Genomic DNA, 23,732 nt, shown 5'->3' with positions numbered 1-23,732 from the left:
GCTTTTGGAGGCGATTGGAGGATCAGCATGCGGCCAGTCTCTTTATTAGTAAAAGTATCGGTCTTCTGCCGAAATCAATATGCCACTACTGCACCTCTAAAGGCTTGATTCAAATCAAAGGGCGAGCTGAAAAACGAGGAAAATTGAGCAACGGAATCGCAAGATCGTTGTGTCTGCCAACCCACCTTGCTCATGTCAAAACGGCACCCACTGATGCGGCAGCAATTGTCCGATATCGCTCTTGCGTCGGCAGATGCAAGAGCACATCCCTGAGACAGGCATAGGGCTCAAGCTGCAATCCAGAGCGTCGGCATTAGCCGACGCTCCGGCACAAGATGGGTCTGGACGAGGATTCAGGTGGAGACCGTCAAGAGTTTGTTGAGCCCGAGTTACACGAACGACTCATTCGACTATTTGTGGAAAGCGGGCCGGTCAAGGACATGGCTGGGGATTTTCAGATGAAAGTGCAATTGGCCGATTGATAGAGGCGTTTCAGATCGCTGCGGGTCAGGGTGTCAGGTATTGGTTTTCAGCCTGGTCCACAGCCGAGTAGTCAACCGTGCGATGGAAGCCGGTAGATCCTCGACGGTGAACAACTTGTCCATGACGTCTTTCGGCGGGTAGATCGCCAGGTCCTCTTTCACCGCTGGCACCACATAAGCATCGGCCGCCGCATTGGGGTTGGCGTAGTGGATGCTGTTGCTGATGTTGGCGATCACTTGCGGGGTCAGCAAGTAGTTCATGTAGGTGTAGCCGTTCTTCTCATGAGGCGCATTCTTGGGCATCACCACCATGTCAAACCACAGTGTCGAACCTTCCTGCGGAATCGAATAGGCAATGTCGATTCCGTTTTTGGCTTCCTTGGCGCTAGCGGCGGCCTGCACGATGTCGCCGTTGAAACCGATCACCGCGCAGACATTACCGTTAGCCAGATCGCTGATGTACTTCGAGGCGTGGAAGTACTGCACGTAAGGCCGGATCTTGAGCAGCGCCTGCTCGGCTTTCTTGTAATCCTGCGGCTCGTGGCTGTGAGGTGGCAACCCCAGGTAGTTGAGCGTGATCGGCAAGACTTGCGTCGGGTTGTCGATAATCGCCACGCCGCATTCGCTGAGCTTCTTGATGTTGGCTTCGTCGAAAAACAGGCTCCAGGAACGGGTCACGTCGGTATTGCCGAAGAGGGCCTTGATCTTCTCGACGTTGTAGCCGATGCCGGCGGTGCCCCACATGTACGGGTAGCCGTACTGATTGCCGGGATCGTTGACTTGCAGTTTTTGCATCAGCGCCGGGTCGAGGTTTTTCCAGTTCGGCAACTGGCTGCGGTCGAGCTTCTGGATAGCGCCGGCCTTGATCAGCCGAGACAGGAAGTGGTTCGACGGGCTGACCACGTCATAACCGGTGTTACCCGTCATTAACTTGGACTCCAGCACTTCGTTGCTGTCGTGGATGTCGTAAGTGGCCTTGATCCCTGTCTCCTTGGTGAAGGTGGTCAGGGTGTCGTCGGCGATGTAGCCGTTCCAGTTGGAGATATTGACGGTTTCGTCAGCGTAAGCGCCCGCGCAAAACGTCGAGAGAAGTGCCACCAGGGAAACTGTGTTGACGCGCATGTTCGATCACCTTCGTTATGAAGTGCTTTTATTGTGGGTGTTAACGGGGGGGTCAGACTTCAGATCGGGCTCGAGCGGCCTCTACGCGCATGCGCAGCATGGCACCGATGTCGAGAAAGGGTTTGGGCGGGAGCCAGCCAGGCTGGGCGCGTTCAATGACCGAATGCAGCATCGGCGATTCAGCCCCGGATGCCAGTTCCGCCAGCAACCGACCCCAAAGCGTGCCGCGCGCCACGCCAGAGCCATTGCACCCGGCCACGGCGAACACGCCCTCCTCGACCTTGCCAAAGTACGGTTGGCCGGAGCGTGAAGCGCTGAGGTGTCCGGTCCAGGTGTACTGGATGTCCTGCTCGCCAAGCATCGGAAAACGGCGCTGCAAACCCAGCACATGGTGCTTGCGCCGAGTCGACAACTCAGCGAGGGACAAGTCGTTTGAGCGGTACTCCGCGGTGTTGCGAATCATCACCCGACGATCCGGGGTCAATCGCACCGTGGCGCCCAGTGGCCGGGTGGACAGCACACCCCATGGCTCGACGGCACCGAGCGCCTGGAACTCTTCGTCACTGAGTGGCCGCGTCAAACTGGCGCTCAGTTCCATCGGGAAAGTACCGCTGTCGCTGATACCGGCACGGGAGATAAAGGCATTCAGGCAAATCACCACCTGCTTCGCTTCAATACTTCCATGACGACCGTTGGCGCGAATGCGGCCGTGGCTCGTACGCTCCAGACCGGTGATCTCGGTGTTTTCGAACAGCGTTACGTTCTCCGGGAGTGCGTCGAGCAAACCTTTCACGTACTTCGCCGGCTGCAGCAGTGCATTGCCATTGCCGCACCAGATCGCCGCCTGGTAGTGCCGGGTGCCCAGTTTCTGCACCAATTGCTCACCCTGCAGAAACTGCGCAGAAGCGCCCACGGCCCTCAGTGTTTGCAGCTTGGCCTCGACATCGGTCAATTTGCGCGGATCGCTGACCGCGAAACAATAGCCCGATTCACGGAAATCGCACTCGATGCCATGCAGGGCAATGCGTTTGCGCACTTCGTCGCTGGCAGCGCGGGAAATCGAGGTGTCCACCTGAAAGCCGGCAAATCCTGCGTTGCCCTGAAGTTCAGCAGTGGCCGGGTGTTCATGGGCCACGACGAAACCTGAATTGCGCGCGGAGGCGCCTTGCGCGGCTCGTTGCCGGTCGACAATGACGATGCGCGCCTGGGGATGCATGTCCGCGAGGGCGTGAGCGGCACACAGCCCGGTGATGCCGGCGCCGATGACCAGCCAATCCGTCTGCTGCCGACTGTTCAGTGGATCGCGAGCCGGTGAATCCCCGGCCTGCGCAATCCAGCCACATACGTTTTCCATGCACCACCTCTTTGACTGTCTTTGGCCAACCATCCAATTCCTTTAGCTCATGCACTATTCGCATGACTGGTTGGAGATGACGGTAGCTATGACTAGAATCTAAAGGGTGATCATGGCGACAACCAACGTTATTAAATCATCAAGGTATTCAGAAAACGCATGGATAAAATTCGCCACCTTCCGTCGCTCCAAGGCTTGCAGGCATTGGTGGAAGTCGCAGGCTCCGGCAGCTTTACCCAAGCAGCGCAGACGCTGTGCCTGACCCAAAGCGCCGTGAGCCGGCAAATTCAGCAGTTGGAAAATCACTTTGGCGTTTCGATGTTCGTGCGCAACAGTCGCAGCCTTCGACTGACCCCGGAGGGCGAACAGGTACTCGCCAGTGCGCGGCATATCCTCGAACAGCTGAAAGCCCTTGAGGATCGCCTGGCACCGCAAAAGCGCCCGTTCCGTATCCGTATGCACGTGTCGCTGGCGGTGCGTTGGTTGCTGCCGAAGTTGAGCGACTTTTATCGGTGTCACCCGGACGTTTCCCTGTCGATCGAAACCGTGGCGACCGAGGTCGTCGAGCCGGCCAGCGACAGCGACGCCTACATCCTTTATCTGCCCGAGCCATCGAGCGATCCATCCTGCCTGACGTTGTTCGAAGAAGCGCTGGTGCCGGTGTGCGCCCCTGGCTTTGGCAACTCAACCCATCCCCTGGAATCAGTGGACGATCTTGTACGCTATCCCCTGCTCCATCGTTCGGCGGACAAGCAAGCGTGGATTGACTGGCTGGCAGCCAATAACGGCAAGTCGCTGGAGGACTACCGGCACATCCACTTCAACCTCGATGAGTTGGCGCTTGATGCCGCCGCGCGAGGTCTGGGAGTCGCCATGACCGACATGACCCTGGCAGAAGAGTCCATCGAACGGGGCGTGCTGCTTGTCCCGTTCGGCCGCCCCTTGAAGACCGGAGGGGTCTATTCGCTCTGCCCGCAACCATCAGCCGCGTCTCATCCTGCGTGCTCGCTGATCATGGGATGGTTCGCCCAGCAGGCCGGGCAGCACCAGGGCGAATATTGAGTTTTAATACCCCCGTCCCAGATCAGTATTGCTCGCTGAAGAAGAGCTTCAGGTGAGCACTCAAGAAGAGCTTCAGGTGTGCTCAATACTGTTCAGGCGTGCTCAATACTGTGGCGAGGGGATTTATCCCCGTTCGGCTGCGCAGCAGTCGTAGAACCACCACATGCGGTGTACCTGACACCCCTCGGTTGCAGGTTCTGGGGCAGCTTCGCAGCCCAACGGGGATAAATCCCCTCACCACAGATAAATCCCCTCACCACAGATAAATCCCCCCACCACAGCTAAATCCCCTCACCACAGATAAATCCCCCCACCACAGCTAAATCCCCCCACCACAGATAAATCCGTTCGCCACAGATAAATCCCCTTACCACAGATAAATTCCCTCACCACAGATAAAATCCCCTTACCACAGGTTTAGGGCCAAACAGGCTCACCACCTCACCATCACTGGATCAGTTAACCCTTCACCACTCCCGGCCACCCAGCCCGATGCAAGGCGTTGAGCAGCGTCTCACGGTCCAGTCCCGGCACGGCGTGGCCGTTACCTTCTGCGGTATCCGCAGCTAACAAGGCATTGATAATGGCTTCTTCCACCGCTTCGGTGGCGGCCAGGAACAGCTCGCTGATGTGGTCGTTGTTGACCATGCTCAGGTGGTCGGTGGTCGGTGCGCGCTTGCGCTCATAAGCGGCCGGCGGCACCTGGTTACCGGTGGCAAAGGCGATGAAGATGTCGCCGCTGTGGTCTTCATTTCCACCACCGGTGCGGGCAAGGCCGAGGCTGGCCCGTTGCGCCAGCCGCGTACATTGGTGCGGCAACAACGGCGCGTCGGTGGCCAGGCACACGACGATCGAACCCATGCCCGGGTGCGGCAGCGAAGCCTTGAGGAACGGCGAGTCGATCTGTTCCATGTAGCGTCCGACCGGGTAGCCGTCGACGCGCAGTTCATTGCGGATGCCGTGGTTGGCCTGGACGATGGCGCCAACGGTCCAGCCGCCCTGCGCAGCACTCAGACGCCGTGACGCGGTGCCAATGCCGCCCTTGAATTCGTGGCAGATCATGCCGCTGCCGCCACCGACATTGCCCTCAGCGACCGGACCACCCACCGCCGAGCGCACCGCTTCGGCCACGTGCTCGACCTTGACGTGAAAGCCGTTGATGTCGTTGAGCAACCCGTCAAAGGTCTCCAGCACCACCGGCATGTTCCAGTAGAGCCGCCCGTCTTCCGGCTGCTGCTCGCGGTCCACCACGATCAGTGCGTCACGCACCACGCCCAGGCTGTGGGTGTTGGTGAAGGCAATCGGGCTGGTCAACAGGCCGGCCTCGCGAATCCACTCCAGGCCGGTGGCGTCGCCGTTGCCGTTCAACACATGGACGCCGGCAAAACACGGTTGCTGGCTGGTGGAACCGGCACGGGGTTCGATGACCGTGACACCCGTCAGGATGTCGCGACCGTTCGCGGTGCGTCCTCGCACATTGCTGTGACCGACCCGTACGCCCGGCACATCGGTGATGGCATTGAGGGGACCGGGTTGCAATTGGCCGAACTGAATATTCAAATCGCGGGCACGTGGCTTCATCGTCTCTTTCATGATCGTTCTCTTGTTTGTTTTTTTACGATGGTCGTGGCTGACCATCAGCAGAAATCGTGTCTACCCATCAAGCGCCGGTCTTGACCGTGTTCCAGGTGCGGGTTCGTACGCGTTCCATCTTCAGCGGGAGAGGCTCCAGCGGGAACAGCGTGTCCATGACTTCTTTGGATGGATACACCCCCGGGTTGTCGCGGATCTTCTTCTCGACCAGCGCGGTGGCGTCCTTGTTGGCGTTGGGATAGCTCAGGTAGTTGGATGAATCGGCAATGACTTCAGGGCGCAGCATGTAGTTGATGAAGGCCAAGCCTTGCTCCGGGTTTGGCGCATCGTTGAGCTGCACCAGACTCTCCACCCACACCGGTGCACCTTCGCGAGGAATGCTGTAGACGAGCTTGCGATCGTTGCCCGCCAGCTCGGAGGCTTTCTGTGCATCCGCGACGCCACCCGCCCAGCCCAGCACCACGCAGATGTTGCCATTGGCCAGATCAGAGATGAACTTGGACGAATCGAAGTAGACGATGTGTGGACGCAGCTTCAGCAGCAGCGCCTGGGCTTTTTTGTAATCGTCCGGGTTCTGGCTGTTATAGGGCAGTCCGAGGTAGTGCAACGCGATGGGAATAACTTCGCTGGGCGCGTCCAGCATGGCCACACCGCATTGACTGAGTTTGGCCAGGTTTTCTTCCTTGAAAATCAGGTCCCAGGAATTGACCGGCGCATCAGCGCCGAGTATCGATTTGACCTTGTCCGCGTCATAGCCGATGCCCGTGGTACCCCACAGATAAGGGGCCGCATAGCTGTTTTCCGGGTCGTTGCTGTGCAACTTGGCGAGGATATCCGGGTCAAGGTGAGACCAGTTGGGCAGCTTCGAGCGATCGAGTTTTTTCAGCACGCCCGCTTTGATCAGGTTCGGTAGCAGGTCACCACTCGCCACCACCACGTCGTAGCCGCTGCGGCCAGCCATGAGTTTGCTTTGCATGACGTCGCTGTTGTCGAACACATCGTACACAGCGCTGACGCCCGCTTCTTTTTCGAAGTCTTTCATGGTGTTCGGGGCGATGTAGTCATACCAGTTGTAGATATGAACACTGCGCTTGTCAGCCTCATCGGCTTCGGCGCAGACCAGGCCGAAACTGAACAGTGAGGCCAGCGCAAATTGCATGCAGCGAATGGGTTTCATGAGGGATGCTCCAGAGCGTTAGTGCCGAGTCCAGGGGTCCGGACACTGCTCCTGCTGGTGTGTGAATTATTGTTGTGGCAGCGTCAAAATCGGCGGTGAGGCGCAACACTCGCTGTGGTGTGGTTCTGCCCCTCGCGCCTGCATCAGGGGATCAGTAGTTCCCGTCGACCATCGTCGTGTTCGATCTGCTCGCCGCTCAGATGCAGGCGGCGATCACGCAGGTAGTCGTAGTCGCGGCGGGCGGTGCGGAGCAACTCCAGATCCAGCTCCACCACCTGACGGCACTCTTCGCGCCCTGCTTCGAACAACGTGCGTCCGAAGGGGTCGATGGCGGCGCTGCCACCGGCAAAAACCAGGCCTTCATCGCCGCCGCCGACTCGATTTACCATCACCGCAAATGCCTGGTTTTCCTGAGCGCGAGCCATGATCGCGGTGCGGTGGACAGGGCCGTAAGGGTCCATGTTGCCGTTCGTCACCAGTATCAACTCGGCGCCAAGCTGGCCGAGCGCCCGGGCACTCTCCGGCAACTCAATGTCGTAACAGATCAGGATGCCGACCCGGATGCCCTTCCAGAGCGCAGTGACATAACGGTCGCCTGGCTGGAACAGGCCGCGCTCGGACGGCCAAAGGTGCGTCTTGCGATAACGCAAGGCGATCCCTTCCGGGGTCACCAGCAAGGACGTGTTGTAGAACGTTCCGGCGTCATTCTCGGCCAGCCCCACCACGACTGAGACGTTCCGTTCGCATACGGCGCGTTGCACGGCCTGCACGCTTGACCCGTTCAGCGGCTCGGCGACTTCAGGGAGCTGTTGCGCGCTGGCAAACCCCATCAACTGGGTCTCTGGAAAAATCAGCAGATCGGTGTCCGCTGCGCAGGTAGCGATGGCCTCTAAGGTACGCGCCAGGTTATAAGCGGTATCGCCATCGCGACCGTTAATTTGTACAAGCTCAATCTTCATCAGTGATCCTTTCACGTGTCTGTAAACTCGCAATCGCCAACCTGAAAGCACCCGCCAGGGCTGAATGGAGTATGGAGAGCCATAAAGCGGAAAGTAATCACATCGATGGGGTAACCCCGTATGGGTAGAAACGTGAGCATTACCTTGCAGGACATGGCCTGGCACCAGGCGATTGGCAGGCTGATCGAGGCACTCGACCGTCCCGGTTTCTGGCTGGCCCTGGTGCGTCAGTTGGACAGGTACATTCCGGTGGACAGCTGGGTCGTGCTGATTTTCAGTAATGGCCGTCCGCAGGTGCTCGCAGAATGCCCGGGCAAGGATGGCGGACCAGATCCGCTCTTTCAGGATTACCTCAAAGGTCTGTATCTGCTCGACCCCTTTTACCTGGCTAATCGGGAAGCACCGCAAAACGGTCTGTTTTGGCTCGCCGACGTGGCGCCGGAGTGCTTCGAACAAACCGACTACTACCAGCGCTACTTCCGCCTGAATATCGTTGCGGACGAAGTTCATATCAACGTCCAGCTCGACGCGGAACGCACCCTCAGCCTGTCACTGGGCAGTGAGTGTCGCTTCAGTGCAGAGCAGGCCGCACTGCTCAACCTCATCCAGCCCTGGGTGGCCGCGTTGATGCGTCAGCGCACGGCATTCGAGCGCGAAACGCTGGAGCAGAACGCGGCGCCGACACCCGGCTGGCAGAGCCTGCTGGACTCCACTGATCAACAGTTGGAAACGCCGCTTTCCGCCCGCGAGCTGGAAGTCGGCCGGCTGATGCTCAGCGGCTGCTCGAACAAGGAAATCGCGCGCAAGCTGGCGATTTCTGCCGAGACGGTGAAGGTCCATCGCAAGCACATGTACAGCAAGCTCGGCATCAAATCCCAGACCGAGCTGTTCTCACTGTTCTTGAATGCGCAGAGCTGAGGCCGCCGCTCAATACCCGCCGACCTGATGCGGGTTTGTCACCTCCGCCGACAGCACCACATCAAAAAACGAGGTGATCAGTCGACTGGAGCGGCGTTCGGCCAGGCAATACAGGTAGGTCTCGGTGTACAGCGGATCGCCTTCGATGCGGATCGTGCGAATACGAGGGTCGGCGATGAACTCCGCTTCGGAGACCACCCCCAGTCCGATCCCGCGCACGACAGCCTCACGCAGTGCCTCACGACTGCCGATTTCCATGGCGATACGAGGCACCACCTGTGCCGCCATCAAGGCCTGCTCCAAAACCAGACGCGTTGTGGAGCCGGGCTCTCGTTGCAGCAGGCGCTGCCCTTCCAGCTCCTCGAGTCGCACTGAATCGCGGTGTGCGAAAGGATGTTCATGGTGGGCAAACAGGATGATGGCGTGACGCGCGTAATGCACGGCGCAGAGTCCTGGATCATCGTGCCGTCCGGCAAGTACCGCGATATCCGTCACGTAACTTTCGAGATCGGCCAGCACCTGCGCCGAGTTGCCCACCCGTATGGACACGTCGATGCGCGGATGCTGCTGAAGGTAGTGATCGACCATCTCGATCACATGAAAAGGCCCCACCGCCCCCAACTTGAGCTGACCACTGTCAAGCCGACCGGAGTCGCGCAGCAGGTTGTGTGCATCCAGATCCAGTGCCGCCATCGCCTGGGCAATCGGCAGTAATTGCCGCCCGACATCGGACAATTCAATGCGCCGCCCGCGACGATGGAACAGCTCCAGGTTGTATTGCCGCTCCATGCTCTGGACCTGTGTGGTGAGCGTGGGTTGGCTGAGCCCGAGTGCCCGCGCGCCGGCACTGAAACTTCCGTGACGTGCCACGGCAAGGAAGGCACGCATCTTGGCGGTCGACATCCATAGACTCCATCAATACTTAGCTGCAAAAACCCATATTGAATTGATCGTATGACTGTCACGTGACATTTCTAGCCTGTGGCAACTCCAACCCACTCCTGGAATGCCATGAACAACTTCTCCAGATTTTTACGTGTCGCCGCTGTTGCCTGCCTCTCAATCAGCGCTGCCTGCAATGCGGTCGCGAACGAAAAATTGAGAATTGGCCTGATCCCGTCGGAAGACTCCCAAGCGATGATCGAGTCGAGCAAGTTGGTGCTCGCCAGCCTTGAAGACAAACTCGGCATGCCCGTCGAACCCTTCGTCGCCACGGACTACAACGGCATCATCGAAGCCCTGCGCGCGGGCAAACTGGACGTGGCCTACCTCGGCCCTTTCTCCTACGTGCTGGCAACGTCGGTAGCAGACGTCGACGCGTTCGCAGTAGCCGTCACCAAAAAAACCGGTCAGAGCGCCTACAAGAGCTTGATCCTTGCTCGCAAGGACAGCGGCATTCAGCAACTGTCGGATCTGAAGAATCACACCTTCGCGTTTGTCGATCCCAGCTCTGCCTCGGGTCATCTGTTCCCCAAAGCCGGACTGGAACAGGCAGGTTTTGATCCCGCCAAACTGTTTTCACGGGTGATTTTCTCCGGCTCCCACGACGCCAGCATCCTCGCGGTAGCCAACGGCAAGGTGGATGCCGCCGCCGTCGCCGACCGCATTCTGGCCAATGCCGTGGCCCGAGGACTGGTGAAGCAGGACGACTTCCAGGTGGTGTGGAGTTCTCGTCCGATCCCGGAATCGCCCATGGTCTGGCGCAAGAACCTCGACCCGGCGCTCAAGCAAAAAGTCGCCGCGGCACTGGCCTCGATCAAGGACGTGCCGTGGGGTGACCAGGGCCAACTGGATGGCTTCCAGCCCACGAATGATGCTGCTTACGACGTCGTCCGCGAAACCGCCAAGGTGCTCGACCTCGACCTGCGGAGGCTCAAATGATCAGCATCCGCCAACTGACCAAGCACTACGGAGCCAACCCGGTTTTGCGCGGGATCGACCTGGAGGTGCAAGCGGGAGAATTCGTGGTGGTGCTGGGGCAGTCCGGCGCGGGTAAATCGACGTTGCTGCGGTGTATCAACCGACTGGTCCAGGCCGATTCCGGGACGCTCTCGGTGGCGGGTATTGACGCACTGGCCTGCCGCGACACCGCTGTTCTGCGACGCCAGGCGGCGATGATTTTTCAGCACCACAACGTCGTGCCACGTCTCAGCGTATTGAAGAATGTACTGACCGGCTGCCTCGGCGCGGTATCAACGCTCACCTCGATCCTGCAGTTGTTTCGACGCGAGGAAGTGGCGTTGGCCATGCAGTGCCTGGAGCGCGTCGAGCTGGCGCATAAAGCCCACGAACGGACCGATGCCCTGTCCGGAGGGCAGATGCAACGCGTGGGCATCGCCCGAGCCCTGGCACAACGCCCAAAAGTGATTCTGGCGGACGAACCGGTGGCCAGTCTCGACCCAAAGACGGCGCGACTGGTGCTGCAGTATTTACGCGACGCCACGCGGGAACTGGGGATTACGGTGTTGTGCAACCTGCATCAGGTCGATTACGCACGAGAGTTTGGCGACCGAATCGTCGGCCTGGCCCACGGAAAACTGGTGTTTGACGGTACCGCCTCCAGCCTGACCGAAGACGACTTGCAGCGCATTTACCCCGGCCAGACAACGCAAGCCCCAAGCACCTCCGCGAAAGCGGGCGAACTGATAATCCCTTGCGCGCAACTGAGGGTTTGAGCATGAAACAGCAACCTTATCTGTGGACGGTGGACCTGCCTCGCGGCCCCCGTGGCTGGTTGTCCACGGGCGCAATCGTGCTGGCGGTGATTCTGACCCTGCACTGGAGCGCCACCGGCGCGCAATTAAGCGTCGGGGAACTCGCGGCCGGATTGCCACAAATTGGTGATTTCCTGGCACGCACTGTTCCACCCGACCTGAGCATTCTTCCTCGCCTGTTGGCGCCCGCCGTGGAGACCCTGCAGATCGCCATTTGGGGCACATTGCTCGGTGTGTTGATGGCCATTCCGCTGTCATTTCTAGCGGCCCGCAACCTGAGCAGGAACCGGCTGGTCTTCCATACAACCCGGCAATTTCTGAATGTCACTCGCAGCATCAATGAACTGATTCTGGCCCTGATATTTGTCTCGGCGGTAGGCCTGGGGCCCTTCCCCGGCGTGCTGGCGCTGGCGTTGCATGGCGTGGGCATGCTCGGAAAATTCTTTGCCGAGAGCATCGAAGAGATCGACCAAGGCCCGATCGAAGCGCTTCAGGCGACCGGTGCACGGCCCTTGCAGGTCATCGTTTTTGGGGTTCTGCCGCAGGTCATCACCGCCTGGATTGCAGTGGTGCTGTACCGCTTCGAAGTCAATTTACGTTCGGCGACGGTACTCGGCATGGTCGGTGCCGGCGGGCTCGGATTCGAGCTGGTGAGCAGCCTGAAGCTTTTCAAGTATCAGGAAACGGCCACCTGCATCATCGTCATCACGCTCATGGTGATCGTCGCTGACGCAGTGTCGGGGCGATTGCGCAACGCGATCCAGCGTGGCGCTCACAGCTGAACACTTGCCCGGCAAACACGCACATTGAATCCAGTATCGGCTCAGCCGATTAACGCCTGCGAATTATCGATTTGAGCTGTTGTTGAAGCGCCCCGAGTATGGGGCCACTTCCAACAACAAAAACCAAGGACCCGCCATGATCGCCCGATTCCACAATCCAGTTGATACCCGATTCGGCTGGGGCAGCCTGCATCAACTTGCCGACATCACTGAACACCAGACAGTCGCCCTCGTGACCTTCCCCGAGGCGCGTGGGCTGGGTTTGGTCGATCGCATCCAGGACCTGCTAGGCGACCGCCTGGTGTATGTGATCGAAGATGTCCAGCCTAACCCTGACGTGGCCCAGCTGCGTGATACCTATGAACGTTTCTGGCAGGAAGCCGGCGACTGCCACGCGGTCATCGCCGTCGGTGGCGGCAGTGCCATCGATACCGCCAAGGCGTTGATCGTGGGCACTGAGTCGGGGCACTTTGATGAGTTGCTCGCGTTGCTGGCCACCGGCAAGCCCTTCGTCCCGGCGCGCAGCAAGATACTGATCGCGGCGCCCACCACGGCGGGTACCGGCAGCGAAGTGACACCTTGGGCGACGATCTGGGATTCGGCCAGCCACAAAAAATACTCGCTGCACCTTGAGTGCACCTGGCCCAAAGTCGCGATTGTCGACCCGCAGCTGATGCTGACCGTGCCTGGCGGCGTCACCGTCTCTACCGGGCTGGATGCCTTGTCGCATGCGCTGGAGTCGGTCTGGAACATCAATGCCAACCCGGTTTCGGACACCTTCGCCATCTCCGCCATTGCGGACATCCTCGAATGCCTGCCGCTCCTGCGTCGCGATCTGTCCAACAAGGAATTGCGCTCTCGCATGGCTTTGGCCGCCCTCAAGGCAGGACTGGCGTTTTCCAACACCAAGACCGCCCTCGCCCACTCCATCTCCTACGAGATGACGCTGCATTACGGCCTGCCGCACGGCATCGCCTGCTCCTTCACGTTGCCGCTGGTGCTAGGCCTGGCCTGGGGGCACGACGCCGCGCGCGACCGTACTCTGCAACGAATTTTCGGTAACGACCTGGACAAAGCCCAGGATCAGCTGCGTGAATTCCTGCACAGCCTGGGCGTGAAAACCGAGTTTTCCGACTATGGCGTGACGGCAGAGCAAGCCGAGCAAATGATTCTCTTCGCCATGCAAGGTGCTCGGGGCAAAAACTTTATCGGCTCCAAAGCCGCGTAGAGCCCACCCGGCACTGAACACCCGACAAGCACTGTCAGCGGCATGACGAGCCGCGACGATTTCCTGCACCCCTCAGAAAAGAGTGCATCCGCCGACACCAATAGGTGAGAGCGAACAATAATAAGGAAAAGATCATGAATCGTGCTCAAACCATGCCTGCTCTCGCTGAACGCACCGCCTCATTCCGAGTCGCTCAATGGCGCATGTTGCTGGCGGCGATGTTCTGCTATCTGTTTTTCTACACCGGTCGGCAAACCTTCGGTTTCGCCATTCCGGGCATTCAGGCCGAATTCGGTTTTACCAAGGAACACCTCGGATGGGTATCGGCCGCCATGCTGTGGGCGTATGCCATCGGTCAGGCCATCAACGGTAACCTGGCCGATAAATACGGTGGTCGCCGCATCATGACCGCCGGTGCCGTGTTGTCCTGCGCCGCCAACTGGGTGACCAGCTTCGCCAGCAATTTCGCCGCATTGATCCTGCCCTGGGGCATCAACGGTTATTTCCAGGCATTGGGGTGGGCGCCGGGCAGTCGACTGATCTCCAACTGGTGGAGTGCCGGTGAGCGCGGCAAGGTGTATGGCTTGTATGTGTTCGCCGCCGGTTGCGCCTCGGTCCTGTCCTATGTGACCTCGATCGTGGTGCTTGAGGTGATGCACCTGGAGTGGCGCTGGATCTTTCGGTTGCCCGTGCTGTTGATGCTGGCGGGCGGGATCATCTTCTATCTGGTGGCACGGGAACGTCCGCAGGACATGGGCTTCGAGCCACCCGCAGACACCGGGGTCGCTAACGCCGATGACAAGAACCACGAAGTGGCCCATGGCGAAGTCGAGACCTCTGCCCAACGCTACAAAGCCGTTCTGAAAAACTTCCGCCTGATCATTGCCGCGGTGTCCCTGGGTTTCCAGAACGCCGCTCGCTATGGCCTGATCGTCTGGGTACCGGTGCACTTTCTGGGTGCCGACTGGAAGACCGGCGACAGCATGATCGATCCGAAGTGGATCACCGTTGCCCTGCCGGTCGGCATGGCCATCGGCGCACTGAGCAATGGCTGGATTTCGGACAAACTGTTCGGCTCCAAACGCTACCTGGCGATCATGCTCTACATGGTGCTCGGCGCCGCCACCAGCCTGTGGATGTGGACCCTTGCACCGCACAGCGCCACTGGACTTATCGCGTTGTTCCTCTGCGGCTTCTTTGTCTACGGCCCGGCGTCGAGTTTCTGGGCGCTCTGCCCTGACCTGGTCGGAGCCAAGCGTGCCGGCACGGCAACTGGCGTGATGAACTTTTCGTCCTATCTGTTCGCCGGCCTGGCGGAACCCCTGATCGGCAGTATGCTCGACAGTACCGGCAATACGTCGTTGATCTTCGTCGTGGTCACGACCGCCTGCCTTTGCAGCGCAGTGGTCGCGCTGTTCATCCGGCGTTGAGCACAGGTTTGCGGCTCAGGAACAGGAACTTTTATGTACCAGTACCACAAGTGGCTACGTTCTTTTCATGCGGTAGCGAAGACCGGCAGTTTCACCCTCGCCGCCGAGTACCTGAGCGTCGGCCAGCCGACAGTCAGCGAGCAGGTCAACGCGCTGGAAAAGAAATTTTCCGTAGAACTGTTCCACCGTCGCGGCCGCTATATCGAAATGAGTTCGGCGGGCCACAAGCTGTATGCGATCACCCAGGGCCTGTTCGGCCAAGAGGATGAAGCCGTGCAACTTTTACAAAGCTTCAAGCTACGCAAGACAGGCATGTTGCGCTTGGGGGCCGTGTCCCCGCCCATCGCGATGAACCTGACGTATGAACTGATGCAGCGCCACCCCGACATCGAACTCGAGACCTCGTTTTCACCTGAAAAGGAGACGCTGGACCGGCTCTTCAACTTCGACATTGATGTGGCAATTCTGGCGTTGTCCGAATTTGATGAGCGTTTTGATACGCAGCTTTATCGGCGCTACCCGATCATTGCCGTCGTGCGCGAAGACCACCCCTGGGCCAGTCAGAAAGAGGTGCACGTCGAGCAGATCAGCAACGAGAAATGGGTGCTTCGGGAGAAAAGCTCACGCACTCGTCAGCTGGTGGAGGAAAGCTGCAAGCGCCTCGACGTTTCGCTCAACTGCGTGATGCAGTTGAACAGCCGCGAAGCCATCGTGCATGCCATCGCCAAGGGCATCGGCATCGGGTTTGTCTCTGCCGTCGAGTACACCGAAACCCCCGGTACAAAACCGATCACGTTTGTAAATCACCCGTTTTCCATCGACTACCACCTGTGCTGCCTCGGTATTCGCAGAAACCGGCCAATGATTTCGGAGTTGTTCGACGCGGGTTCAACCGTCGTTATTTGATTCTGTAAGGCACTTCAGCACTCGATACGCCTACTTCTCACTGTTGAGAGGGACGGCCTTCCCCTACCCAAACGTGGAGATTCACCATGCATTACCAACAACCTGCACAACTGCAAGCCGTGGTCCTGGACTGGGCAGGCACCGTCGTCGATTTCGGTTCCTTCGCCCCTACGCAAATCTTCGTCGAAGCCTTCGCCGAGTTTGGCGTCGCGGTTTCCCTCGAGGAAGCGCGCGGCCCCATGGGCATGGGTAAGTGGGACCACATCCGCACGCTGTGCAACCAGCCACAGATCGCCGAACGCTACCGCGCGGTGTTTGATCGCCTGCCGACCGATGAAGACGTCACCGCACTGTATGAACGATTCATGCCACTGCAAATCGAGAAGATCGCGCTGCATTCGGCGCTGATTCCCGGTGCCTTGAACACCATCGATGCACTGCGCGAACAGGGTTTGAAAATCGGTTCCTGTTCGGGTTATCCGGCGGTCGTCATGGAAAAAGTGGTGGAGCTGGCGCGCCACAACGGCTACGTCGCCGACCACGTGGTAGCGACCGACGAAGTGCCTAATGGCCGCCCACACCCGGCCCAGGCGCTGGCTAACGTGATCGCCCTGGGCATCAGCGACGTCGCCGCTTGCGTCAAGGTCGATGACACCTGGCCCGGCATCCTCGAAGGTCGCAGCGCCGGCATGTGGACGGTTGCGCTGACGTGCTCGGGCAATGCCCTGGGTTTAACCTACGAACAGTACAAGGCTTTGCCCGCCGACCAACTGGCAGAAGAACGCAGCCGCATCATCAAGATGTTCGAAGGCGCTCGCCCGCATTACCTGATCGACACCATCGTCGATTTGCCGGCGGTCATTGAAGACATCAACTCGCGTCTGGCGCGCGGTGAAACCCCTCAAGGTTCCTGAGCCTGCCAGGGCAATGACAGTGGCCGTCCCGGCGGACGGCCACGACTCAAAACCTGTCGCTAGCCCCTCAATTCCCACGGTAAGTGGAAAAGCCATACGGGCTGAGCAGCAACGGAATGTGGTAGTGCGGCACCGTGCCGTCCACTTCGAAAATGACCGGGACTTCCGGAAAGAAGCTGGCAATTTTGTGTGCTGTAAACCATTCACCGGTTTTGAACGTGACGCGGTAAATGCCTTTCTCCAGCGCCTTGCCCTCTGGATAGAACGCCGGGATACGGCCTTGTTCGTTGGTCGATGCGGTATTGAGCATCTCCCAGCCCTGGCCATTCTTCTTTTCCAGGGTCACGTTAACGTCCGGGGATGGCAGTCCGTCCTGCAGGTTCAGCACGTGAACGCTCAGGGGATTGGCCGCTGCCGATGCCAGCGAAGACAGAATGCTCAATACGGCGCCTGCAAAAAACAACTTCAATACGTTCATGTTCATCTCTTCAGTGAGTGGTCGGTAGGATTTTTGCAATGGCGGCCAGTGCGCAGCCTTCGTCGAATGCAGCTCCGCCGGCACCCGCGACACCGAGCGCGCCGATAACTTCTCCCTCGAACAGCAACGGCACACCGCCGCCGAGCAGCAGTAGCTCACTTACTGTGTTGAGGTTTTCGGCGTCCGCCGTACTGCGGGCACGCTCGGCCAGCAGCCGGGTGGGCGTCTTGGTCGACAGGGCGGTATAGGCCTTGCGTTGTGCCGCCAGGGTGTTGTGCGGGCCGACGTTGTCGTCGCGTTGCAGGGCGACCAGATTGCCGCCACGGTCGACGACCGCCACCACACCTGTTCTCCCCTGCGCATGGCAGGCCGACAACGCTGCATTGGCCAGATTATTGGCCGTCGCCAACGTGACATCCTTGCGCTGCGCAACCTGAACATCGGTGGCCGCAACGGCAAACGTAGAGCTCATCGCCAATGCGAGCAGCCATGGGGTTGATCCGGTGATACGCATGTTTTTTCCCTTGTCTGAGCCTGACTGGCCAACAGGCCGGGATAATGAACCGCTTGTTCCGTCAGAATGATTGCCTGCGGATTACCAATTTGTAATGTGCAAACACGGCAGATCGGCCTAGCCTGTATCCCGGTTCCGGAGGAAAAAATGCGTATCCTTGTCGTTGAAGATGAAGCGAAAACTGCCGACTACCTGCACAAAGCGTTGAGTGAGTCCGGCTATGGGGTGGAGATCGCCCTGAACGGTCTGGATGGCCAGCACCTGGTGCAGGAAAGTGAATACGACCTGATCATTCTTGACGTGATGCTGCCGGGCCTGGACGGCTGGCAATTGCTGCAGATCATCCGGCGCAAATGGCAGACGCCGGTATTGTTTCTCACCGCTCGCGATGCCATCGATGATCGGGTCAAGGGGCTGGAACTGGGCGCCGATGATTACCTGGTCAAACCCTTCTCCTACGCAGAGCTCCTGGCCCGCGTGCGCACCTTGCTGCGCCGGGGTCCGCCCCGTGAGGTCGAGCAGTTCCAGGTGGCCGATCTGAGTCTGGATCTGTTGCGGCGCAAGGTCACTCGCAACGGCCAGCGCCTCACCCTGACCAACAAAGAATTTGCACTGCTGCATCTGCTGCTCAATCGCGAGGGAGAGGTGCTCTCGCGCTCGCTGATCGCCTCGCAGATTTGGCAGATGAACTTCGACAGCGACACCAACGTGGTGGACGTGGCCATCCGCCGACTGCGGGCCAAGGTCGACGACCCTTTCCAGCTCAAGCTGATCCATACCGTTCGCGGCATTGGTTACCTGCTTGAGGTGCAATCTTGAAACTAATGCCCCGCGCCCTGAGTCTGCGCCTGGCCGCCATGTTCGCCCTGGTCAGCATGCTGCTGATGGGCGCTATCGGGTTTTATCTGTATCAATCGTTGCAGCGCGAGATTGCCTGGCGCGATGACCAGGCTTTGCTCGGACGCTTGCAACGCATGCAAGCGTTGATCAGCGACAGCGACAGTATCGAAGCGCTGCGCGGCCGGCCCAAGCTCTACGAAAACATGCTGGGCAACCGTGACAATCTGCTGTGGATTGTCGATGGCGCTGGCAAGGTGTTGATCGAAATCAACCCTGCCCATTTGCCTCTGCCCTCCTTGCAGGCGGCCCCTGTGGCGCAACTGGGTGACGGTCAATACGCTGAGCCCGTCCGGCTTGCCTGGCTGGATGTGGCCAACGGCGACCGACCTCTGACCCTGATTGCCGCCAAGCTGTTGAGTGAGCGCGAGCAGATGCTTGGCGCTTACCGACTCAAACTCTGGCTGGCCCTGTCCGTCGGCGCCCTGCTCGCCTTTGCACTCGGAGGGTGGGTAAGTCAGCGCGGCTTGCGCCCGGTGCGCCAACTGGCTGCGCGGGCGGCTGGTATTGATGTTCAGCATCTGCATTTGCGGCTGGATGACTTCAATGAAGTGAGCGAACTGCGAGAGCTCAGCAAAGCCCTCAATCAGATGCTGGCGCGCCTGGAAGACGGGTTTGCCCAGCTCTCGCGCTTCTCGGAAGACCTTGCCCATGAGATGCGCACGCCGTTGAGCAACCTGATGGGCCATACCCAACAGACCCTCCGGCACGGTCGCACGATTGATGAGTATCAGAACCTGCTGGTGTCCAATCAGGAAGAGTACGAACGTCTGGCTCGGATGATTGACAGCATGTTGTTTCTCGCACGCACCGAGCAGTCGCATATTTCGATCAAGCCCGAACAGTTCGACCTGCACGATCTCAGCACGCAGTTGTGCGACTACTTCGAAGGCGTGGCGCAGGAGCGCGACATTCAGATTATCGACCACACCTGTGGTGAGTTGATGGCCGATCCGATCCTGGTCCGCCGAGCAATGGCCAACCTGCTTGCCAACGCCCTGCGCCATGCAACGCCCGGTACTGAAGTGACCCTTGCAAGCGCCACCTGGGAAGACCGGCTTGAGCTCAGCGTGCACAACCAGGGCGAGCCGATTGCCCCGCAACACCTGCCGCGTTTGTTCGAGCGCTTTTACCGGTGTGATCCATCGCGCAATCAACCGGACGATTCCGGTGGCCTGGGCCTGGCAATCGTCCGTTCGATCATGCACATACACGGTGGCGGCGTGAGCGTTGACAGCGCTGAAAGTGGCACTCGCTTTTGCCTGAAATTTCCGCTGAAAAAAGGCTCGTCCGAATCTTAGGCGCCTGCAGGAAACCCGGCGCCCTCAATGTGATAAACCATCGGCTCACTGGAAAAATAGTCCTCCAGTCCCATCATGAACAGCCGATGGTCTTCACTCGCTTCGAAGCCCGGTGTGTGATCCTCGAGTGATTGCCATTGCACGATCAGGTTGAATTGCTCGGGCGTTTCGATCCCTTGCGCGAGCATGTGGCCGCCGTAACCCTTTGCGCGGCAGAGCAGCGGCGCGACCTCGGCAAATGCCCGTCTGAAGGCTTCGATGTGTTCTTTGTGAACGGGGAGCAGCGCGATTTCATAAATCATGGCGTTCCTTGAATTCAGGTTTAACGATTGAAAAAACACAGGGTCGAGGTGAGCCTACGGCGCGATTGAAATCGCGATCTTCCCCTGGATACCGTTGTTGGGAGTCTCCAGCCGGGCATGGGCGAGCGGAATATCGGCAAGCGAATAGACCGCGCCAACGTGTGGCCGCAACTGACCGCGCTCAATCAACGCGCTCAACTCATCCAGCTTGCCGCGGTTCTGTCGGGTGAACACGAAGTGATAACTCGCGTTCTTGCCCCAGGCCTGAACGACGTTTTGTGGCTGTGCGATGTCCACAATCGAGACCACGCGGCCCAGTTGTGCGAGCACGTCGGGGCTGCGCGACAAGGTGTTGCCGCCAATGGTGTCGAACACCACATCGACGCCGTGGCCACCGGTCTCCCGATTGATGGCGTCGACATAATCTTCCTTCTCATAGTCGATGATCACGTCAGCACCTAACCCTCGTACGAACTCGGCGTTCGCGTCGCGCACGGTCGTGAACACCCTGGTGCCCATGGCTTTGGCCAGCTGGATCGCCACATGACCGACGCCTCCCGCGCCGCCGTGCACCAGGATGCTCTCCCCTACCCTGAGCGCCGCTCGCACGACCAATGCTTCCCACGCCGTCCCGCCCACCAGGGTCAGGCTCGCCGCCTCGAGGTGGCTCAGCGAAGGGGGCTTCTTCCCGACAATGCTTTGGTCAGCAACGTGGTACTCGGCATAGCTCCCCGGGCCGTCGAATATTTGCGGGGTGTACCAGACTTCGTCGCCTGGAACGAAACTCGTCACACCCGGGCCGACGGCTTCGACAACGCCCGAGACGTCATGCCCGGTAATGGCCGGCAGTTGCACCAGGTCAGGGTAATCGCCTCGTCGAACCTGGAAATCCAAAGGATTGATGGAGGTGGCGTAGACCCGCACCAGGACTTGTCCCGCGTGAGGTACTGGTTTTGGCACGTCGCGCAGTTCGAACGATTCCGGGCCACCAAATGAGTTGAGTATCAGCGCTTTCATTGTGCATCCTCGTTTCGACAAAAAGGGATATCGAGATTTTTCGATATGCAAGGGTAAAAAAACGGGCCGTTCTTTCCCTATGGTTCCAACATCTTGTGCATACTTGTTTCGATAAAACGGGATATCGGGATTTACCGATTTAGTAGCGTAAAAAATTACAGCTCTTTGCCGATGATCTCGGCAAGCAAACGGATGGTCGCTTCATTGCGCTTGTAGTACGTCCACTGACCGATGCGCCTGACTTCGACCAGGCCCGCTCGTTGCAGGGTCGCCAGATAGTCAGACACCGTCGACTGCGACAGCCCGACGCCTTCCTGAATACTGCTGACGCAGACGCCCACCGTATGAACGTCACCTTCGTCCTGAGGAGGAAAGTGCTTCACGGGGTCCTTCAAACCTTTGAGGATTTCAAGTCGCGTACGGTTTGAGAGGGCTTTGAATATTTCGAGTAATTCCATGGAGCGATCATATCGAGATTTACCGATATGTCAATGCGGAAAATCAAGCTACGCGACGAACAACATGCGGGGTCGCATGACGCCGAGCCGGTAGCGACCGGATTGACGCGCGCGCCTAAAAGTTATCCCGGCCTCACCTTTGGCTATAGCCATAAGTTTTTTTCAGAAGGCAGAACGCCGGATGCGCCCTAGGATGCCAACGCAATTGTCCTCGGACAGTTACCCAGTGATGAGCCGTGTGGCGACAGTCCCGGCCTTCCTTGCACAGCATGTTCAGGCGGAGAGCCTTATGAATAAAACAACAAAAGGCGCAGGGGATTTTCGCCCTCATGCCCTGGCACTGGCGGGTGCCCTTTTCGCACTACCGGCACAGGCCGCCAGCTTCAATATCGGGGAAATCGAGGGGCGTTTCGACTCGTCACTGTCCATCGGGTCCAGTTGGGCCATGGACGACGCCGACGCGAAGTTCATCGGCAAAGCCAACGGCGGTCGCGCGTCCACACGCACGAGTGACGACGGTCGCCTCAACTTCAAAAAGGGCGAGACGTTCTCGAAGATCTTCAAGGGCGTACATGACCTGCAGCTGAGCTATGGCGAAACCGGCGTGTTCCTGCGCGGCAAGTACTGGTACGACTTCGAGCTCAAAGATGAGCACCGTCCGCTGTACGACATCGATGACAGCGGACGTGACCGTGCGGCCAAGGGATCAGGATTCGAATTGCTGGATGCCTTCGTTTACCACAACTACTTGTTGGGCGATTTGCCCGGCAGTGTGCGCGCCGGCAAACAGGTGGTGAGCTGGGGCGAGAGCACCTTTATCGGCAACAGCATCAACGCGATCAACCCCGCCGACGCGGCCTCGCTGCGCCGTCCCGGTTCGGAGATCAAGGAAGGCCTGATCCCGGTGAATATGCTGTACGTCACCCAGAGCCTGACGGAAAACCTGTCGGTGGAAGCCTTCTACCAACTGGAATGGGAAAAGACCGTTCTCGATAACTGCGGCACCTTCTTCGGCGGCGATACCGCGCCCAAGGGCTGCGACTACGGTATGACCACAAACGGCAGCGACTTTGACCGCGATGGCCCCGCGTATGGCTGGGTACCCCGTGGCGCAGATCAGGACGCTCGTGACAGTGGCCAGTTCGGCGTGGCGCTGCGCTGGATGGTGCCGGAGCTCAACGACACCGAGTTCGGTTTCTATGCCCTGAACTATCACAGCCGCACACCTGAAAGCATGTGGACCGCCAGCAATGCCACCGGCGTCGGTGCCATTCTTGGCGCCCCGGGCCCTTCCACCGCCAGCTACTACCTGAAGTACCCGGAAGATATCCGTCTGTTCGGCATCAGCTTCGCCACCACCACCCCCGACGGCACCGCGTTGTCCGGTGAGATCAGCCACCGGCCAAACATGCCAATGGCACTCAACGGCACCGATACTTCCACAGCGGCGAGCATCGGCCAGCTCTACACCTTGGGCAACATGAACGGCCTGGCCATCTTTGACACCGACTGGGCAGACAACCGCTATAGCAGCCTGGTCCAGGGTTACAAGCGCATGCCTTTCACCCAGGCCCAGATCAGTGGTGTGCACACATTCGATCAGGTGCTGGGGAGCGACCGTCTGACGCTGATCGGCGAAGTCGGCTACAGCCATATCGGCAACCTCGGTTCGGCCGACGGCTCTGACCTGCGTTTCGGTCGCAGCAGCGTCTACGGCATGGGTGCGCTGCCCTCTTCTGCCTCTGCCAGCCTCCCCGGCGTTGGCACGATACGCGGCGAAAGTCTGTGCAAGGCCGTGCTCAATTCCGCCAATCCCGACCAGTGCACCGACAAGGGGTTCTACACCCAGAACTCCTGGGGTTACCGGCTGCGCGCCGTGCTGGATTTCAACAACGCCATCGCCGGCATCAACCTCAAGCCGAACCTGGCGTTCGCCCATGACGTCGAGGGCTACGGCCCGACTTTCACCGAGGGCAACAAGTCGGTAAGCGTCGGGCTGGATGCCGACTACCTGTCCAAGTACACCGCGAGCCTGAGCTACACCGACTATTTCGGTGGCGACTTCAACACGAACACTGACCGCGATTTCCTCGCCTTAAGTGCCGGCATGAATTTCTGAGGGGT

The 23,732-nt window shown here is 59.2% G+C and carries 23 protein-coding genes; 12 read left to right on the top strand and 11 right to left on the bottom strand.

Going from position 1 to position 23,732, the window contains the following annotated elements; all coding sequences use genetic code 11:
* Positions 1–515: 515 nt before the first annotated feature.
* Complete coding sequence (locus AC3ZVB_RS14565; RefSeq protein WP_162439765.1) at positions 516–1,604, bottom strand: polyamine ABC transporter substrate-binding protein; 1,089 nt, start codon at positions 1,602–1,604, stop codon at positions 516–518.
* A gap of 52 nt (positions 1,605–1,656) precedes the next feature.
* Entirely contained in the window at positions 1,657–2,958 is a 1,302-nt protein-coding gene (locus AC3ZVB_RS14560; protein ID WP_490146905.1) for an NAD(P)/FAD-dependent oxidoreductase, read from the bottom strand.
* Positions 2,959–3,117: 159 nt separating this feature from the next.
* Here AC3ZVB_RS14560 and AC3ZVB_RS14555 point away from each other — a divergent pair, with 159 nt between their 5' ends.
* Entirely contained in the window at positions 3,118–4,020 is a 903-nt protein-coding gene (locus AC3ZVB_RS14555) for a LysR family transcriptional regulator (RefSeq protein ID WP_490146904.1), read from the top strand.
* Between the two features lie 459 nt (positions 4,021–4,479).
* Here the strand turns inward: AC3ZVB_RS14555 and AC3ZVB_RS14550 are convergent, their stop codons facing one another.
* From AC3ZVB_RS14550 to AC3ZVB_RS14540, 3 genes are all read right to left on the bottom strand, one after another.
* Entirely contained in the window at positions 4,480–5,601 is a 1,122-nt protein-coding gene (locus tag AC3ZVB_RS14550) for a DmpA family aminopeptidase (RefSeq protein ID WP_490146984.1), read from the bottom strand.
* 79 nt (positions 5,602–5,680) lie between these two features.
* Positions 5,681–6,790, bottom strand: coding sequence for a polyamine ABC transporter substrate-binding protein (locus AC3ZVB_RS14545; protein WP_490146903.1), 1,110 nt, complete (start codon positions 6,788–6,790; stop codon positions 5,681–5,683).
* Positions 6,791–6,933: 143 nt separating this feature from the next.
* Positions 6,934–7,749, bottom strand: a complete 816-nt coding sequence (locus AC3ZVB_RS14540) for a carbon-nitrogen hydrolase family protein (RefSeq protein WP_490146902.1) — start codon at positions 7,747–7,749, stop codon at positions 6,934–6,936.
* A 132-nt stretch (positions 7,750–7,881) separates the two neighbouring features.
* On the opposite strand from AC3ZVB_RS14540, the gene AC3ZVB_RS14535 reads away from it, so the two are divergent.
* Positions 7,882–8,667: a helix-turn-helix transcriptional regulator gene (locus tag AC3ZVB_RS14535; protein WP_490146983.1), complete on the top strand. Its 786-nt coding sequence runs from the start codon at positions 7,882–7,884 to the stop codon at positions 8,665–8,667.
* Between the two features lie 9 nt (positions 8,668–8,676).
* Here AC3ZVB_RS14535 and AC3ZVB_RS14530 read toward each other — a convergent pair whose 3' ends face one another.
* Complete coding sequence (locus AC3ZVB_RS14530) at positions 8,677–9,570, bottom strand: LysR substrate-binding domain-containing protein (protein ID WP_490146901.1); 894 nt, start codon at positions 9,568–9,570, stop codon at positions 8,677–8,679.
* A gap of 108 nt (positions 9,571–9,678) precedes the next feature.
* Here AC3ZVB_RS14530 and phnD point away from each other — a divergent pair, with 108 nt between their 5' ends.
* From phnD to phnX, 7 genes are all read left to right on the top strand, one after another.
* The gene (phnD, locus tag AC3ZVB_RS14525; protein WP_162439771.1) at positions 9,679–10,548 is read left to right on the top strand and encodes a phosphonate ABC transporter substrate-binding protein; all 870 of its coding nucleotides are present in this window, start codon (positions 9,679–9,681) and stop codon (positions 10,546–10,548) included.
* The gene (gene phnC, locus AC3ZVB_RS14520; protein ID WP_490146900.1) at positions 10,545–11,342 is read left to right on the top strand and encodes a phosphonate ABC transporter ATP-binding protein; all 798 of its coding nucleotides are present in this window, start codon (positions 10,545–10,547) and stop codon (positions 11,340–11,342) included. Before phnD ends, phnC begins: the two co-directional genes overlap by 4 nt.
* 2 nt (positions 11,343–11,344) lie before the next feature.
* The gene (gene phnE, locus AC3ZVB_RS14515; RefSeq protein ID WP_162439773.1) at positions 11,345–12,163 is read left to right on the top strand and encodes a phosphonate ABC transporter, permease protein PhnE; all 819 of its coding nucleotides are present in this window, start codon (positions 11,345–11,347) and stop codon (positions 12,161–12,163) included.
* A gap of 136 nt (positions 12,164–12,299) precedes the next feature.
* Positions 12,300–13,391 (top strand): iron-containing alcohol dehydrogenase PsrA, encoded by a 1,092-nt coding sequence (psrA, locus tag AC3ZVB_RS14510; RefSeq protein WP_490146899.1) that lies wholly within the window; start codon positions 12,300–12,302, stop codon positions 13,389–13,391.
* A 134-nt stretch (positions 13,392–13,525) separates the two neighbouring features.
* Entirely contained in the window at positions 13,526–14,821 is a 1,296-nt protein-coding gene (locus AC3ZVB_RS14505; RefSeq protein WP_490146898.1) for an MFS transporter, read from the top strand.
* A gap of 33 nt (positions 14,822–14,854) precedes the next feature.
* Positions 14,855–15,727, top strand: a complete 873-nt coding sequence (locus tag AC3ZVB_RS14500) for a LysR substrate-binding domain-containing protein (protein WP_490146897.1) — start codon at positions 14,855–14,857, stop codon at positions 15,725–15,727.
* Between the two features lie 86 nt (positions 15,728–15,813).
* Entirely contained in the window at positions 15,814–16,641 is an 828-nt protein-coding gene (gene phnX, locus AC3ZVB_RS14495) for a phosphonoacetaldehyde hydrolase (RefSeq protein WP_490146896.1), read from the top strand.
* Between the two features lie 67 nt (positions 16,642–16,708).
* On the opposite strand, the gene uraH is transcribed toward phnX, so the two are convergent.
* Complete coding sequence (gene uraH / locus AC3ZVB_RS14490) at positions 16,709–17,119, bottom strand: hydroxyisourate hydrolase (RefSeq protein ID WP_490146895.1); 411 nt, start codon at positions 17,117–17,119, stop codon at positions 16,709–16,711.
* A gap of 10 nt (positions 17,120–17,129) precedes the next feature.
* The gene (locus AC3ZVB_RS14485) at positions 17,130–17,633 is read right to left on the bottom strand and encodes a GlcG/HbpS family heme-binding protein (protein ID WP_490146894.1); all 504 of its coding nucleotides are present in this window, start codon (positions 17,631–17,633) and stop codon (positions 17,130–17,132) included.
* 147 nt (positions 17,634–17,780) lie between these two features.
* Here AC3ZVB_RS14485 and AC3ZVB_RS14480 point away from each other — a divergent pair, with 147 nt between their 5' ends.
* Positions 17,781–18,452 carry a heavy metal response regulator transcription factor gene (locus AC3ZVB_RS14480; RefSeq protein ID WP_490146893.1) on the top strand — a complete coding sequence of 224 codons (672 nt, stop codon included), beginning with the start codon at positions 17,781–17,783 and terminating at the stop codon, positions 18,450–18,452.
* Positions 18,449–19,831 (top strand): heavy metal sensor histidine kinase, encoded by a 1,383-nt coding sequence (locus AC3ZVB_RS14475; RefSeq protein ID WP_490146892.1) that lies wholly within the window; start codon positions 18,449–18,451, stop codon positions 19,829–19,831. Before AC3ZVB_RS14480 ends, AC3ZVB_RS14475 begins: the two co-directional genes overlap by 4 nt.
* Here AC3ZVB_RS14475 and AC3ZVB_RS14470 read toward each other — a convergent pair.
* From AC3ZVB_RS14470 to AC3ZVB_RS14460, 3 genes are all read right to left on the bottom strand, one after another.
* Positions 19,828–20,133, bottom strand: coding sequence for an antibiotic biosynthesis monooxygenase family protein (locus AC3ZVB_RS14470; RefSeq protein ID WP_194692282.1), 306 nt, complete (start codon positions 20,131–20,133; stop codon positions 19,828–19,830). The two genes, AC3ZVB_RS14475 and AC3ZVB_RS14470, sit on opposite strands and share 4 nt — an antisense overlap.
* Before the next feature lie 54 nt (positions 20,134–20,187).
* Positions 20,188–21,150: a zinc-dependent alcohol dehydrogenase family protein gene (locus AC3ZVB_RS14465; protein ID WP_490146891.1), complete on the bottom strand. Its 963-nt coding sequence runs from the start codon at positions 21,148–21,150 to the stop codon at positions 20,188–20,190.
* Positions 21,151–21,305: 155 nt separating this feature from the next.
* Positions 21,306–21,608, bottom strand: coding sequence for an ArsR/SmtB family transcription factor (locus tag AC3ZVB_RS14460; RefSeq protein ID WP_162439784.1), 303 nt, complete (start codon positions 21,606–21,608; stop codon positions 21,306–21,308).
* Between the two features lie 289 nt (positions 21,609–21,897).
* Between AC3ZVB_RS14460 and AC3ZVB_RS14455 the strand changes: the two genes are divergently transcribed.
* Positions 21,898–23,727: a DUF1302 domain-containing protein gene (locus tag AC3ZVB_RS14455; RefSeq protein WP_194692284.1), complete on the top strand. Its 1,830-nt coding sequence runs from the start codon at positions 21,898–21,900 to the stop codon at positions 23,725–23,727.
* Positions 23,728–23,732: the final 5 nt, after the last annotated feature.

This window comes from Pseudomonas sp. MDV22-iso1 (genome assembly GCF_058145095.1).
The sequence above is the reverse complement of the archived record's forward strand: the minus strand, read 5'-3'. Positions and strand labels throughout refer to the sequence as shown.

Excerpts from the sequence above, each read along its gene's own strand:
- AC3ZVB_RS14565 (WP_162439765.1), bottom strand. The coding sequence starts at position 1,604 with ATGCGCGTCAACACAGTTTCCCTGGTGGCACTTCTCTCGACGTTTTGC.
- AC3ZVB_RS14560 (WP_490146905.1), bottom strand. The coding sequence starts at position 2,958 with ATGGAAAACGTATGTGGCTGGATTGCGCAGGCCGGGGATTCACCGGCT.
- AC3ZVB_RS14555 (WP_490146904.1), top strand. The coding sequence starts at position 3,118 with ATGGATAAAATTCGCCACCTTCCGTCGCTCCAAGGCTTGCAGGCATTG.
- AC3ZVB_RS14550 (WP_490146984.1), bottom strand. The coding sequence starts at position 5,601 with ATGAAGCCACGTGCCCGCGATTTGAATATTCAGTTCGGCCAATTGCAA.
- AC3ZVB_RS14545 (WP_490146903.1), bottom strand. The coding sequence starts at position 6,790 with ATGAAACCCATTCGCTGCATGCAATTTGCGCTGGCCTCACTGTTCAGT.
- AC3ZVB_RS14540 (WP_490146902.1), bottom strand. The coding sequence starts at position 7,749 with ATGAAGATTGAGCTTGTACAAATTAACGGTCGCGATGGCGATACCGCT.
- AC3ZVB_RS14530 (WP_490146901.1), bottom strand. The coding sequence starts at position 9,570 with ATGTCGACCGCCAAGATGCGTGCCTTCCTTGCCGTGGCACGTCACGGA.
- phnD (WP_162439771.1), top strand. The coding sequence starts at position 9,679 with ATGAACAACTTCTCCAGATTTTTACGTGTCGCCGCTGTTGCCTGCCTC.
- phnC (WP_490146900.1), top strand. The coding sequence starts at position 10,545 with ATGATCAGCATCCGCCAACTGACCAAGCACTACGGAGCCAACCCGGTT.
- phnE (WP_162439773.1), top strand. The coding sequence starts at position 11,345 with ATGAAACAGCAACCTTATCTGTGGACGGTGGACCTGCCTCGCGGCCCC.
- psrA (WP_490146899.1), top strand. The coding sequence starts at position 12,300 with ATGATCGCCCGATTCCACAATCCAGTTGATACCCGATTCGGCTGGGGC.
- AC3ZVB_RS14505 (WP_490146898.1), top strand. The coding sequence starts at position 13,526 with ATGAATCGTGCTCAAACCATGCCTGCTCTCGCTGAACGCACCGCCTCA.
- AC3ZVB_RS14500 (WP_490146897.1), top strand. The coding sequence starts at position 14,855 with ATGTACCAGTACCACAAGTGGCTACGTTCTTTTCATGCGGTAGCGAAG.
- phnX (WP_490146896.1), top strand. The coding sequence starts at position 15,814 with ATGCATTACCAACAACCTGCACAACTGCAAGCCGTGGTCCTGGACTGG.
- uraH (WP_490146895.1), bottom strand. The coding sequence starts at position 17,119 with ATGAACGTATTGAAGTTGTTTTTTGCAGGCGCCGTATTGAGCATTCTG.
- AC3ZVB_RS14485 (WP_490146894.1), bottom strand. The coding sequence starts at position 17,633 with ATGCGTATCACCGGATCAACCCCATGGCTGCTCGCATTGGCGATGAGC.
- AC3ZVB_RS14480 (WP_490146893.1), top strand. The coding sequence starts at position 17,781 with ATGCGTATCCTTGTCGTTGAAGATGAAGCGAAAACTGCCGACTACCTG.
- AC3ZVB_RS14470 (WP_194692282.1), bottom strand. The coding sequence starts at position 20,133 with ATGATTTATGAAATCGCGCTGCTCCCCGTTCACAAAGAACACATCGAA.
- AC3ZVB_RS14465 (WP_490146891.1), bottom strand. The coding sequence starts at position 21,150 with ATGAAAGCGCTGATACTCAACTCATTTGGTGGCCCGGAATCGTTCGAA.
- AC3ZVB_RS14460 (WP_162439784.1), bottom strand. The coding sequence starts at position 21,608 with ATGGAATTACTCGAAATATTCAAAGCCCTCTCAAACCGTACGCGACTT.
- AC3ZVB_RS14455 (WP_194692284.1), top strand. The coding sequence starts at position 21,898 with ATGAATAAAACAACAAAAGGCGCAGGGGATTTTCGCCCTCATGCCCTG.